General features: G+C 62.0%; 8 protein-coding genes and 1 pseudogene. All 9 read left to right on the top strand.

Annotated elements, in window-relative coordinates:
• Window positions 1–173: 173 nt before the first annotated feature.
• The 9 genes and pseudogenes from EFA46_RS14700 (at window position 174) to EFA46_RS14660 (ending at window position 14524) form a co-directional block, all read left to right on the top strand.
• Window positions 174–1141, top strand: a pseudogene (locus EFA46_RS14700) (NAD(P)/FAD-dependent oxidoreductase).
• Between the two features lie 21 nt (window positions 1142–1162).
• Window positions 1163–2614 carry a multicopper oxidase family protein gene (locus tag EFA46_RS14695; protein WP_123078786.1) on the top strand — a complete coding sequence of 484 codons (1452 nt, stop codon included), beginning with the start codon at window positions 1163–1165 and terminating at the stop codon, window positions 2612–2614.
• A gap of 390 nt (window positions 2615–3004) precedes the next feature.
• Window positions 3005–3367, top strand: coding sequence for a hypothetical protein (locus tag EFA46_RS14690; RefSeq protein WP_370529297.1), 363 nt, complete (start codon window positions 3005–3007; stop codon window positions 3365–3367).
• 22 nt (window positions 3368–3389) lie between these two features.
• Complete coding sequence (locus tag EFA46_RS14685; RefSeq protein WP_123078782.1) at window positions 3390–5093, top strand: hypothetical protein; 1704 nt, start codon at window positions 3390–3392, stop codon at window positions 5091–5093.
• Window positions 5086–5937: a hypothetical protein gene (locus EFA46_RS14680; protein WP_123078781.1), complete on the top strand. Its 852-nt coding sequence runs from the start codon at window positions 5086–5088 to the stop codon at window positions 5935–5937. Before EFA46_RS14685 ends, EFA46_RS14680 begins: the two co-directional genes overlap by 8 nt.
• A complete protein-coding gene (locus tag EFA46_RS14675; protein WP_123078780.1) occupies window positions 5937–6998 on the top strand; it encodes a hypothetical protein in 1062 nt (353 codons plus the stop codon). Before EFA46_RS14680 ends, EFA46_RS14675 begins: the two co-directional genes overlap by 1 nt.
• Before the next feature lie 3 nt (window positions 6999–7001).
• Window positions 7002–8120, top strand: a complete 1119-nt coding sequence (locus EFA46_RS14670; protein ID WP_123078779.1) for a hypothetical protein — start codon at window positions 7002–7004, stop codon at window positions 8118–8120.
• Window positions 8113–10302 carry a VirB4 family type IV secretion system protein gene (locus EFA46_RS14665; RefSeq protein ID WP_123078778.1) on the top strand — a complete coding sequence of 730 codons (2190 nt, stop codon included), beginning with the start codon at window positions 8113–8115 and terminating at the stop codon, window positions 10300–10302. Before EFA46_RS14670 ends, EFA46_RS14665 begins: the two co-directional genes overlap by 8 nt.
• Entirely contained in the window at window positions 10295–14524 is a 4230-nt protein-coding gene (locus EFA46_RS14660) for an ATP-binding protein (protein ID WP_123079273.1), read from the top strand. The genes EFA46_RS14665 and EFA46_RS14660 overlap by 8 nt, the downstream gene beginning before the upstream one ends.
• The last annotated feature ends 291 nt before the right edge of the window (window positions 14525–14815 follow it).

The raw sequence follows: 14815 nt of genomic DNA, 5'->3' as shown, positions 1-14815 counted from the left end.
CCGACCTGACCTTGCCTCAGTATAGCGGGGTTTGCCACTTGAACGTATAGATTAGACACTCGGCTATGCAATTGTTGGTGGAAAGTGTCATTAAGTGACGGCGCGTATCCACGGCCTGAAGGCCGTGGTATTGCGCCTGTTCCCCATATAATGTCACAATCGTCGGGTCGGGGATGGCCGGTCACTCGGCCGCAGTCTACACCGCTCGCGCTGACCTGAACCCGATCGTCATCGCGGGTCCTGAGCCCGGCGGACAGCTCACTCTCACGACCGACGTCGAAAACTACCTCGGGTTTCCCGGCGGTATCGGCGGAGCGGACCTCGCCCAGCGTGGTCGTGCACAAGCTGAGCAGTTCGGTGCGGAGTATCGGAACGGCCGCGTTATTGGCGCCGATCTCGACGGCCGTCCGTTCACACTCCATCTCGCGTCTGGGAAACAATTCGAACCCGTGCGTTGATCGTAGCGACGGGGGCGAGCGCCCGCTGGATCGACGCCGAGAACGAGGACGACCTGATGGGCTACGGCCTCTCAACGTGTGCAACCTGCGACGGTGCCTTCCACCGGGGCCACGACGTCCTCGTCGTCGGCGGTGGCGACTCCGCAATGGAGGAAGCTACATTCCTCACGAAGTTCGCGGACACCGTCTACGTCGCCCATCGTCGCGACGAACTCAGCGCCTCCGAAATCATGCGTCAGCGTGCGTTCGAAAATGATGACGTCGAAATCCTCTGGAATACCGAACTCCTCAAACTCCAGGGGAGCCATGACGACGGAATCACCGGTGTAACGCTCGTCACACATCCAGAGGGCTACCCACGGGAGAAACTCGACGCCGGAGACGACGTTGAGCAGCAGGCTCTCGACGTACAGGGCGTCTTCTATGCTGTCGGCCATACCCCCAATACTGCCTTCCTTGAGTCGGCAGCCGTCCCGCTCGACGAGAACGGCTACGTCGACACGCTTGACGGACTGACGACTGCGACAGCCGTCGAGGGCGTATTCGCCGCCGGCGACGTCATGGATCACGACTATCAACAAGCCATCACCGCTGCGGGACTGGGGAGTATGGCTGCGCTCGACGCCGAAACGTGGCTCAACAAGCAGGAAACCACCACTGACACCCGCGCCACAGCAAAGTAGCCTCCACCCCAATCTCTCGATATGACCGATTTTACTCGTCGTCGCTTCCTCGCTGCCTTCACCGGGACGGGACTCTCAGCGTTCGCTGGCTGCGCCACACCGTTCTCTAGAGGTGGTCGTGGGCCGAGTCCACCAATCGGCGAAGGCGACCAAGACAGCGACGAGACGTTCAATCCACCAACGTACACACCACCTGAGCCGACGCCACTCCCAGACCCGGACGTTAAGCGAACCCTCCGAGCGACAGCCGCGACGATTACTCTCGGTCCGAACGCGACGAGTCAATCATGGGTCTACGATGGCCAGTATGTCGGGCCCGAGCTCCGTGTCAGCGAAGGCGACATCGTTGAGGTGGCACTCCAGAACGACCTGCCAGCGGTGACGACGACACACTGGCATGGAATCCCGCTGCAGAACGCGATGGACGGCGTCCCATACGTCACACAGGACCCCGTTACTCGAGGTTCATCGTTCACCTACACATTCCGTGCTGAACCACCAGGAACGTACTTCTACCACAGTCACGTCGGCCTGCAGCTCGACCGGGGACTCCTCGGTCCACTCATCATTGAGGAAGACGACCCCCACATTGACTACGATCGCGAGTTCACCGTCATCTTCGACGACTATCTCAACCAGCCACCCGAGCCCCTCTCAGATGATGGGCGAGACGGGATGGGTGGTATGGGAGGAATGATGGGCAGCGATGTCCGTCCACCATATACGGGACTGCTGGCGGACGGCCGGCTTCCATCGAACCCACGGACGCTTGATGTTGCAGAGGGGGAGCGGATTCGCTTCCGCTTCGTGAACGCCGCAAGTGCAACGGAATTCCGGACACGACTCGCCGGCCATCAAATGACCGTTTCACACGTCGATGGTCGCCCTGTCGATCCCGTGCCTGTCGACGAGTTCGTCTTCGGACCAGGCGAACGCTACGACGCCGTCGTCGAGCTGACGAACCCTGGCGCATGGCAACTCCGCGCAGCAGCCGTCAAGGGAGATGAATCACCAGCACGCCTCGATGTCCGATACGGTGGACACGACGGTACTCCGCAAGCACCCGACTGGGGTGGACGGCGTCTCCAATATCATGATCTGCACGCCAGAGATAAGATCTCCGTATCGGGTTCGCCAGACCGAGTGTACGACCTCACGCTCTCACGCGCTGGCAGGTCCTACACGTGGCTCATCGACGGACAGGCATACCCCAACGCCGAGCCACTCGATATACGCGAGGGTGAGCACGTTCGGTTCAGGCTGAGGAACCACAGCCCGGTGACGCACCCGATGCATCTTCACGGACACTTCTTCCGCGTCGGGGACGCTCTCATGGACACCATTCGTGTCCCTGGTCATATGGGGCAAGTCTCCCTCGACTTCCGCGCCGATAATCCTGGAAACTGGCTCTTCCACTGCCATAACCTCTATCACCTCGAATCTGGCATGGCTCGTGTTATCAGATATGTTTAGAAATTGCTATTTCAGCCCTCTCGATTCTAACACAGACTAGCCACATTGAGCGATAAATAATCGAGTACCTCGATCTAACTAACTAGTGCCGACCCGACAGCAATAGGTCTCGACCGGTAATGCTCTATTTGTTTATTTATTCGCTAGAGAAGTAGCAGAAGACTTTTACTTTCGCTTTGGTTATGCCGGCGCGGATGCATCGAGAACGGACCGGTGTATCGCGGTTTATCGCCGTCACCCAGACGACCGATAGCGTGGCTGCTCCCCAGAGCAGCCCACACCCCTTTCGACAACCGCGAGTGGTCCAGCAACACCAGCCGTCCCCTTCACCGATTCGTGACTCACACAGACTCCCCCGCTGACGAGCACTCCACCACGACGCACACAGCATTGAGGAAGCAACTACCGCGCCGTCTCACCATCGGGCTGGTTCTGTTCAGCCTCATCGCCGTCGAGCCAGCCGCAGCCCAGCAATCCGCCGTTTGCAGCGCAGACAACCTCCCAAGCATGATCGAGGGGTTCTTCCAGCTCACGACGGCGCTCGGGATCGTCGGGCTCGCCGTGGTGTGGCAGGCGAACTCTCTGATCGATATGTTCACGCTGAGCCCCGATCAGAAGAAGGGCCTGAAGCGCCACAAGCGCTCAGCGCTCAAGTCCGCCACTGTCCTCGTCGTCCTCGGCCCGCTCTACACGGTCGCGGGCTCCATGATGGGCCTCCCGCTCGCCCAGTGCGTGAACCTCGTCCCCTGGTAGCCCGAGCTCGCCCTCCACATTGATGGCCTCGTCACGCGCGATCCCGATAGCGATTGCCGGCGTCCTCCTCCTCGCCACAGTCACCGGGCTCGCCGCCGCGAACCACCCCCGCCCCGGCACGGAAGGAAATGGCCTCACAGAGAACGAGTCCGCGACTCTCTGGTCGCACGACGCCGACGACTACACGAACGAATCCGCCTACTCCCAGCAGTACGGCGCGCACCGCACCGCCCTCCAACAACTCGCGAACGGGACGGACATCACGTTCACACGGCCGCCCAAAACAGCCGCGACCTGGACCAAGCACGACTTCCGGGACCTCCACGCCAGCGGTCCCGAGACATCCCGCTACCCGGAGAATGCCGACCTCAAGCAGAGCGCACTCATCGCGGATGCTCACGCGACAATCTTCGCCACACAGCCATCGACGCGAGCACACCTCGCGGCCGGTAAAACACGCACGTATCTCGCCCCGAGTGGGACGCTGCGCGGTCTCGTCGACTATCGCGTTCGCTACCCGAACACGAGTGGGGACTGGTCGCTGACCAGTACTCGCGTGTCGCGCGTCTGGCTCACCCAAGACGGTGAGACAATTGCCTCGAGTACGGGAACGCAGACGCCGACACTAGACTATCACTTGCAGAACGACCGGACGACGACGCTGACGCTGCACGCGACGATCGAAGTCCGCGTCGAGACAACCACCGGAAACGGGAATACGGACAGCACGACGACGCAGACTGATTCGGTGACGGTCACTGACTCGCTCAGTGGGTCGGTGTACGATCTCGCGGCGTACCCCTACTACGCGACGTATCCGAACGGGGACGCGGGCGTCGCGATTTTCCAGTCGCGGCCGTGGCAGGGCTATACGCTCACCGAGACCGGGAACGCGAGTGCGCGTGGTGTCTGGCGGTTCTACACCGCCCGCCACACCGGCTGGGACACGCTCGTCACGAGTACCCGCGACGGCGAAACCCGCACCCAGTCTGACGCAATCCCGGTCTCCGTGCACGCGTATCCGTCGCGGATTGGACCGGTCGCCGAACCCGTTCGAGCCGGCCCAGAAATCGTCGAGACGTGGGGAATCAATCGGTCATCACCCGCCCCAACACTCGACGAGGACGTCCACATCGACGTCGTCAACGACTCCTACACGACGACGTATGGGGTTGCTGTCCGCGCGGAGCAGGTTGACCGGCAGGCGTTGCAGGTCGCGGGGATCGTTCGCGGCGTGAACGCGACCATCTTCCAGCCCCAGGTCGGTTCGACACGCCACCTCCGCGAGAGCAATCTCTCTGCGACCGTCCTCTCGCAGAATGCCTCGGCAGCCACAGTCCGCCTCGAACTCCACGACAACCAGACAGGCGCGCCGATCGACCTCTCGAACGAGCAGCGGGGCCAGGCGCTCGCGCAGGCACCCCAGGGCTATATCGCCATCGGCGACCAGCGCGTCGAGACGAATGCCTCTGGGGTTGCGGTCGTCACGCTCACCCAGCCCGGCATCTACACCGCCCAGTACCACCCTGAGTCGTGGCTTGGCGCTAACCCCGCTTACGTGCGTGCGCAGGCGAGCGTCCGCTGGCACCCACTCGGCACGCTCGCAGGCTGGTTCAACCTCGCGTTCATCACCGGGTGGAAACTCCTCCCGTTCGTCGTGATGTTCTACGCCGGCACCCGCCTCCTCCACATGGTCGGCCTCGATCGCTTCCACCACTATGACTGACACCACACCATCCATCGACCGTCGTAGCGCCCTCCAAGCATTCGGCAGTCTCACCCTCGCCGCCCTCGCCGGCTGCACCGGGAACGGTGACTCCGGACCGTCGGGCTCCTCAACGGTCACTCCTGCGGGACCATTTGCAAGCCTCGACGTTCAAGGAACGACACTCGTCGTCGAACTCGAAAGTGGCGCGGACGCCGAGCACGTGAATCTCGTGAAGCCGAACGGGTCGCTCTTCGGGACACGCGACGTCGCACAGGGCGCGAGTCGCGTTTCCTTCGACCTCGGTACCACCTACACTCCCGGCGAGTACGAACTCGTCGCCGTCACCGGCGACCAGACCATCGGCACCACTACTCGCACGCTCCAGCCTGACCTCCAGATTCTCGAGATGGGTATCGGTCGCAACCAGCCCGAACAGATGTGGAATGGACCGGAGCGCAGTCCTCAAACGCAGGCATTCGTCACAATCGAGAACCGAGGGAGTGGGCCGACTGCAGTCACGCAACTCCTCTTCTTCGGAAAGGTCCCATATCCAAGCGGAGAGAATGGAACTCAGTACGCCGAGACAGATATAAGCGGTATCTACGATCCAGAATCCAACACTGAAATCGAACAAGTCGTTGTTCCCCCGGGAGGGTCGAAGACGATCTACAGCTCTCGGATGCCGTTCGCGTTCATTCGTGGCGGCAACGTCGTATGTCAGGATCAGCCACAGTCTGGAACGTTCGAACTCGTCCTCGAAACATCGACTAGCAACACCGCGCTCTCCAAGAGGTATGACATCCGGTATTCTGCATCTGAGGAGTTCAACGACTGCTCGATCGAGGTTGGAGAGGATAGCTGATGGTCGACCTGATTCAAGTTGTCCTCCAAGGGTTCAAGGACGCGGTCAATTGGTTCATCAGCCTGTTCATGCAGGGACTGCGGAGAGGGTATCAGGAAATTTCCGTGGCGATGTTTGGCACCCCAACACCGCGGACTAACGGTGCGTTCGTCTTCGGACAGCCGACGAACGCTCCATGGGAGTCGATCCATCACGCCTTGATTGGTGGCGAGATTATGATCGTCTCGCTGCTCCTGCTCGTGGTCTGCGTGCAAGGACGCCACCTTATTCGAATCTTCAATCTTGGGAGTGCCTACGAGTCACGACGAACCCGGAAGACCGCCTGGGTTGGTGCCTTCCTGATTATCACGTGGTACTGGGTCGCCGTGCTCACGCTCTACCTCGTCAACGGATTTACGATTGCGCTCCTGCCGAGCTTCAACTCACTCAGTACCGCAATGCTCGGGTTCCTACAGAATGCAGTGACGAACCCCGGCCTATCGCTCGTCTTCGCGCTGCTTGGCGGGCTCTCGATGTGGGCGTTGGAAGCACTCTACTACATTCGGGAGGTTCTCCTCTACGTCTACATCTACGGGATGCCGATTGCGTTCGCGCTCGCCTACGGGAACGTTCCCGTTCTCTCGGACGTCGCGATGGGGTTCAGCAAACGCTTCGTCCCGCTCGCGATCCTCCCACTCCCCGCTGCAGTCGTGTTCAAAGGCTACGACCTCCTCTACTCGCAGCACGCCCTCTCCCCAGGAAATCCGTTCCTGAAGTATCTCGTCGCGGTCTCCCTGCCGCTCGTCGCCGTTGTGGTGACGTGGAAGACGTTCCAGTACGCGACACCACTCACCGCGAAAGCGATCAGTACTGCGGGCCGTGGCGCCGCGCTCGTCGGTGGTGTTGCTGCCGGCGCCTACGTCGGTAGCGCAAGCGTCGCGACGACCGCCGCCCGCTGGGGGCCGAAGGCCGCCGCCGGCCAAGCTGTCGCCGAGCACGCCAGTCGCCGCGCCGGCAGCGAGGAGGGCGAGGAGTCTGCGCCGTCGTATCGCCGGACAGAGAACGACCCACAGACCCGCTAAGCTATGTCGACAGATCCAGACGCCGCCGCACGACGCATCATGAATCAGTTCGGCGAGGAGAGCCGCATCCCCTACCTCAACATCGAGGAAGGCGACGTCGGCGTCCTCATCGCCTTCCCCATCATCGGCCTCTTCCTCGCCGCCCTCACCGGTATCGATTCACTCGCGCTCCCGTTCGTCGCGGGTGGGTTCGGCCTCGGCGTCGCCATCATCTACGTCGCCCCAAGCCACCTCAATGCGTGGACGTGGGTGACCGACGTCTACCAATACCTCAAACGCCCCCGTGCCACCTTCAGCGCACCCGACGAACCAGACCCCGAGACGAACGAGACGGTGCGGAATGAAGGTGGGCTGGCGAACTATACGCCGTTCCAGCCGGACGAACGCACCCAAGACCTCACCAATATCGAACGTGCGTGGCCGGGCGCCGGTGCCATCCAGCGCTCGGACGGGACGATGGAGGCGTTCGTCGAGGTCGACCCCGACAACATGGACTTCGCGATGTCCGACGACTGGGCCCAGTTACAGGAGGCGGGCGCGGAGTTCGCGAATAGGGAGCTCGACTCGAAGCTCAAACTCCACGCCACCACCCGCGAGTTCCCCGTCGAGCAAGTCATCGAGAACATCCAGGACCGCCTCGACGACGAGGACGTTCAGGAGAATCCGGTCTTCCGCGAACTTCTCGAGGAGTACCTCGAAACGCGCCCGCGTGAGATGCGCGAGCGCGGCATCCAACAGCTCCACTACTACATCGGCGTCGAAGTCTCCCCGATGGAGGTCTACGACCGCTACCGCGACGAGTCAACTCCCGCCGAGAAACTGACCGAGATTCCTGTCATCGGCTTCCTGTTCAACCCGTTCGTCACCCGCCGGGAGGACCTCCAAGCGGCTGAGCGGCGCGCACGGATGTTCGACACCTTGGACGACCGCGTCGCCGCGGTGCGCAGCGAGTTCGTGCAGCAGGCGAGTGGCTGGTCAGCACGCCGCCTCACCACCGTCGAACTGTTCACACTCGCGATGGACTTCTGGAACGGCCACGAACACGACTACGACAATCCCGACTCGCTCATCCGCCAGCAACCCACCATGAATCACCAGACACGCGAGGACACCGATGCATAACGCCCTCCTCCCCGCCGCGACCGGGTTCAGCGACCAACTCACACAGTGGGCGCTCAACCCCACCACACCCGGCGGAATCCTCTTCTACCTCCTCGTCGCCGTGACCATCACCGCGACCGTAGTCGTCGCGTGGACGCGCTATCGGGCCCGCGACGACGAGCCCACCGTCGAGTTCGCCGACGTCCTCGACGAGGAAACGCTCGAAGAGGGGCAGGCCGAGGGCCGCCTCCTCGACGAGATTGCTGAGTCACACAAGACGGCGATTGCACCCGCTGCGATCGAGTGGGAGACGCGTGCCGCCCACGTCGGCGAGCAGTGGACGAGCACACTCTACGTCGCTGAGTACCCCGACCATCCGAGCGACGGCTACCTCAGTGACCTCTTCGAGCTCACAGACGTCGAGTTCGATCTGACTGCGCACGTCACCCCGAAGAACCAAGAGCGCGCCCGCACCGAGCTCGAGGAAATCGCCGACGACCTCCAAGTCGACGCTGACCTCGAACAGAGCGTCCGTGGTGCCTACCTCCAAGAGCGCGCTGACGAAGCGAAAGCCACCTACAAGGCCGTCGAGAGCGGCGCGAACGTCTTCGACCACGGCGTCTTCATCACCGTTCGCGCTGACGAGAAGGACGACCTGCAGGACGCCGTCCGTACGGTGAAGAGTACACTTCGGGACGACCCGGCGAACCTCACGCCGAAGACCGCGATCTGCCGGCAGGACGTCGCCCTCCAGTCCGCCGCACCCATCGGCGACAACGAGTTCGGCCGTGAATCCATCGCCCTCGGTGGCGCTGTTGGCGCGCTGCTCGCGTCACCGCATAACGCGACGATTCTCGAGGAGGGTGGCGTCGAGTTCGGCATCCACAAGGACAACCAGAGTCCCGTTGTCATCGATCCCTTTGAGCGCGACAACGGCTACGCCATGTTCACCGTCGGGGACACCGGGTCTGGGAAGTCGTTTGGCTCGAAGCAGAACTTCATCCGCTCGATCGAACAGGACAGCGACCGCATCGGCATCGTCCTCGAACCACTCAACAACTGGGCCGGCGTCTCTGAGGCGCTCGACGCTCAGCGCATCACCGTCGGTGGGACGCTCGGCCTGAATCCCTTGGAGATTCGCCAGACACCCGAGCACGCCCAACGTGCGATGGGTGAGGACGCCAGTCCGTTCAACGAGAAACTTGATGACGCGATGAGCTTCCTCACCAACTTCTTCGCCCTCCGCGGCATCTCCCTGGGAGATCGACGCACGACGCTCGAACTCGGCTTGCGATCGGCGTACGCCCGGCAGGGGATCACCGACGACATCGCGACCCACGACAACCCGAGTCCGACGATTCGGGATATGCTCGATGTCTTCGAGGAGATGGTCGAGGACCCCGAGGAGTTCGTCGTGCGCTCCGAATCCGAAGCCGAGAAGATTCAGGCCGACGCGACGTGGCTTCTCGACCAACTCCGCCCCTTCGAGGAGGACGGCCGACACGCGAACCTCGGGAAAGCCTCCGCCTTCGACATTCGAGACGAGAAGACGATCTATCTCGACCTCGCCCAACAGGAGGGGAGCGTCGATTCGAGTACGGCACTCACCATGCAACTCCTCATCTCCCTCGTCTACGAGCGCGCGAAGGAGACCGAGAAGGAGGTCGTGTTCGTCATCGACGAGGCCCGCTACATCATGCAGGACGCCGCGAGTCTCGCCTTCCTCGAGACCGTCTTCCGCCATCACCGCCACCACGACCTCTCCATTCGCCTCGTCACGCAGACCGTCGACGAGTTCTTCGAACACACCGAAGCCGAGGCCATCCTCGACCAGTGCGCCGTCAAGCAGTTCCACCGCCTCGACGGCATGGACGAAGAGTGGGCCGACGAGTTCGGCCTGAACCACGCCCAGATGCGCTACGTGCAGGACGCCGTCCCCGGCAACGAAGACGCCGGCTTCTCCGAAGCACTCGTCGGCGTTGACGGCGAGTGGCGCGGCATCCAGGTCGAGGCAATGCCCAAGGAGAAACAGGTCATCGACTTCGACCCCACCACCCAAACCCGCGACGAACTTCCCGGTGCAACCACCGACGACACCGAGTCAGCGATGCATTCGTTCCAGCAGCAACTCAATGAGCAGGCTGCCGAGTCAAGCGAGGAATCGGAGCAGGTCGCCGAGACGGACGGTGGTCGCGATGAGTGAGTACCTCCGCGTCACCCCAACTTCTGAAGAACTAGACCCGTCGGGGATTCCGCGACTCCTCGAGAGCCTCCACAAACTCACTCGCGAGGAGTCTGGCTTAGGGTCGAGGCTGAATCCGTTGTCGTCGTCGACGCCGCCGCGTTTCGAGTTCCTCGCGCTCAGCGACGGCGACGACGCGCCCGTCGAGTTCTACTACGGCGCCGACGACGCCCTCGACACTGTTGAGGAGCGTCTGCAGTCGATCTATCCGACGACCTTCGACATCGAACGCGTCGACCTCGACGTCGAAGAACGGCTTGTTCAGCCGACCGAGTACTCACGCGAGGAGTTCGTCGACGCCTACCAGCAGGGCGCCCTTCAGTACGAGTTCGGCGAGGACGAGCAGTACGAACTCACCGATGAGGGGGAGGCTGAGGCCGCGGACGTCGATGTGACTGCGGACAGCGTGGTGTCCGTCGGCGAGACTGCACTCGAACTCGCCGTCGCGGACAACGCACCGGTCGAGAAGCCGTCCGTGACTGAGGACGGAACGATTCTCGCACGGCCGGCGACCGAGACGGTCTCCCCGTACGGTGTGCGTTGGCAGGGTGCGGCGACGCGCAAGAAGGACTGGATGACGTCGCTCACGCCGTTCACGGATGGTGAGGACGAGGAGTCCCTCTCGGCAGTCAACCAGCCGGGCGCCGCGCTCGCCTCACTGATTGACCACGTGAACGACGCCACAGAACCACTCGCCTTTCAGGTCGTGTTTGAGCGCCGTGAGAGCTGGCAGTCCGACGCCGAACTCCGCAAAGAAGACCTCATCGATGGGCGGGACACGTGGGCACAGCGGATTATCGGCGACCTCCTTGAGTTCGAGGAGTACGAACGCGACGAGCGCGAATTGAGCGATATCGTTGAACGCCGCCTCAACGCGATCGAGGCGACCAACCCCCAGCGCTCGTTCACCGTGAATGTCCGGGCAGTCGGCGTGCCGACCAGCGACACTGGGAAAGACTCGCTTGACGAGCGGTTGTCGTCGCTCGCCCCCGTTTTTGACCCCCTCGATGGCCCCTTCTACGACGTTGAGGCCGAACGAGTGCGTGAGAGTGGCTTCCGCGAGGCAAAGAAGGAAAAGAACGCACGCAAGGCCCTCCAGCGCCTCCTCAATCGCGACATCGTCACCGGCCGGTGGAAAAACCGGCCCGACTTCGTGCTGAGCGGGCGGGAACTCGCGCACTTCCTCCTCGTCCCCTCTGCCGAACAACTCTCAATTGAGGGGTCTCGCGGAACACGCGCCGAGCAGCAGAGTCGGAATCCGCTTTCCCGGCCGGATCCCGACCTCATGAGTGAGTTCCGAGAGGGCATGGCGGTCGGATATGCGCTCGACGAGACCGGTGAACCCGAGAATGAGCCGGTTCGCATCCCGCCGAGTCTCCTCCCGACCCACTATGGGCGCTTTGGGACGACCGGCGCTGGGAAGTCGAAAGCCCAGATCAACGAACTCCTCTCGCTCTACGCGAATACGGAGGGCCCGTCGATCCTGATCGAACCGAAGGGCGACGGAATGACGGAAAACTACATGCGCGCGCACGCCGCCCGCTTCGGGATTGATGACCTCGAAGAGAACGTCATCCACTTCTCGATTCCCGAGGATCTCCCCGGGTTTTCCTTCTTCAACATCCAGCCCGCCCTCGAAAATGGCGTGCGGCGTGAGGACGCCATCCAGAAGAAAGCCGACCACTACGAAGAAATTCTCAAACTCGTCATGGGCCAGGACCGCTACGAGCGCGCCACCGTCGCCCCCGGCCTGATCAAGACCCTCATCAAGGCGCTCTTCGACGCAGAGCACGGCCGTGAAAACGGCCAGTATCGCGAGTCCGCGGACTACTTCGCGCACCGCCAACTGGAGAACGCGCTCGACCAGCTCTGGGAGGCCGGCCCGCCCCAGCCCGACTTAGGCGCGGCGCCCCAGTCGACTGACGAGGCGGTCACGCGCTCGCTCCGCCGGCAGTTGCAGGCGGACAAGACAACGTTCTCGAACATCATGGGCGGGGTCAGCAACCGCCTCGGGATGGTCTCCGACGACGCGAACCTCCGCCGCATCTTCAACAACACTGAGCCCCAGTTCGACTTCCGCGATCTCCTCGACGAGGACACGGTCATCCTCTTCGACCTTGGCGACCTTCGCGAGGACGCCGCCCGCATCATGACTGGCGTCATCCTCACCAACCTCGAAGCCGCACTCCAAGAGGAGAATCAAGACGCCGAGACGCGTCCCGAGGACTACGTCGTCAACCTCCTCATTGATGAGGCGGCCTCGGTCGCCGTCTCGGACGTGATGAACAACCTGCTCGAGCAGGGGCGGAGCTTCCGCCTCTCGGTCGGATTATCGATGCAGTTCCCCGAGCAGATGAAAGCCGAAGGCGGCCGCCGCGCCTACCTGAACGTCCTGAACAACATCGGCAGCCCACTCGTCGGGAAGATCAGTGTCGACCGCGAACTCGCCCAAGCAATGGCCCACGAAGAAATGGATCCCGAGGACTTCGCGAATCGCATCCGCTCGCTCCCACGTGGGGAGTGGATCGCGAACCTCCCGAGTCCTGTCTTCGGCGAGACTGGCCCGTATCCGTTCAGCCTCGCGCCACTCCCGATCCCGAAGGGCCACCCAGAGAGCGACCAACCACTGACGAGCGATGAAGAAGCCCGCTTCGAGGAGGCGCTCACCCGGATCCACACCCACGTCAACGACACCTATGGCGTGACGGAAGACGCGACGCCGACGACCCAGACGCCCGAGGAGCTTGGTGACGTCCTTGACGTCGCGGATGGGGAGTTGGACGTCGCGCTCGCGAAGGTTGTCCGCAGCGTCCAGTTGCGGACGAATCGTCGAGAGGCGAACGACTGGGTAGCGGTGGAGACAGTCGACGATGAGCTTCGCCGGCTCTTCGAGGACGCTGATGCGGACGCACCCACGTATGACGAGCTCGCGTCGCTCCGGCAGCGCTCGCGCTTCCTCGAAACGACCGTCGACATGGACACCGACGAACTCGTGATCCGCCTCACCGACGACGGTGAGGACATCGCGACGCCCGACACTGGATCTGTGCAGTCCGCGGGCAGTCAGAAGCACGATACGGCCCTCGAACAGATCGAGCAAGAGCTGACCGCAGAAGGATTCACTATCTCCATCCTGACGCAGGACGGCAGCGAGAAACCTGACGCGCGGGCAACTCATCCCGACTTCGAGGACGCGTTCGCGATTGAGGTCGAGACCACGACACCGGAGAATCCCGCAAAGGTACTGGTGAACCTCCGGAAAGCACAGGACGAGGGAGAGTTCCCGCTCTTCGTCGTTCGACCGGGCTCGTCGCAGACAGAATGGGCAGAGCGCATTGAGCAGATACTCAACCCACCTGTCCGCGAACTCTCGGCCGGTGAAACCCGCTACTATACGACTGACGAGAACCTCACGTTTAATGGTGGAGCGACGGAGGACGGTGGCGTGACCGCTGTCCGGCCCGTCGAGGACACGAACAGTACGCAGACGGCTTGGTGTGAGGAGTCGGGAAAGCTTGTTCTCCGGACGACTGCGGACGCAGAGATTCTCAGCGTGGACTCACTCACGGATCTCTCAAAGGGGCGGATGCCGGCGACGTATAGTTACGACCCGGCGGCTGAGGAGTACATCGTCTACGAGGAGGGAACCCGCCATATCTACGAGTCGAAGCAAGCGTTCGAGGCGAACTGGGCGCGGATTAAGCGCCCGTTCGTTCCCCGCGACGACCTCGCCGTTGCGGACGCTGAAGAGATGGAGTACGCCATAATCATCCTGCCACGCGACGGGAGCGCAACAGTGTACTCTGAGGGTCGGACATACCCGATCGACACGCTCCAAGAGGTGATCGAGAGCCAGGACTCCCCAGAGAATCAGCTAATGGCGCTACAGAGCCTCAGCCAACCTGATATCGAGGAGATTGCAGACGATCCAGATGCGGTCGTCGGACAGTTTGCTGCTCAGTGTCTATCTGAGGCCCCCGACGAGCGTGTCACTGCTGGCGACGTGTATACTGCCTACGAACAGTGGGCTGAGAATCACGGGATTGAGCCAGATTCGAAATCCTGGTTCGCGCGGCGACTGAATAAGCAGCTCTCGCTTGAGCGAACGACTGACCGGAGAGGTGGGAACCAAGTCCGATACTACGAGGGAATCAAACTCACCAAGCGAGGTGGTGCGGACTGATGACCAAGTGGCCTATCCCCCGAATCTATCAGAATAACAGATCGAAAGGAGCACCGTTACCGAACCTATCTGAGGTTAAGCTAGACTGTGGTATGAGGTCTGGGAAACCCGAGAAAACCGATATTCAGGGATCTGTTACAGCAAATCCCGAAAATGCCGTAACACAACGGGATCACTCACAGAATGCTGTACGGCATTTCCACGGCCAGAGAGTGGAACAATCAGGGAGTAGAGGATGGCTGTTACAGCAAAAGCCAACTAGAATAAGGCGGGGGGTACCCGTTGGGAATG

The sequence above is a fragment of the Halarchaeum sp. CBA1220 genome (assembly GCF_003721175.2).
Lineage (GTDB): Archaea > Halobacteriota > Halobacteria > Halobacteriales > Halobacteriaceae > Halarchaeum > Halarchaeum grantii.
This window is presented reverse-complemented; position numbering and strand designations above follow the sequence as displayed.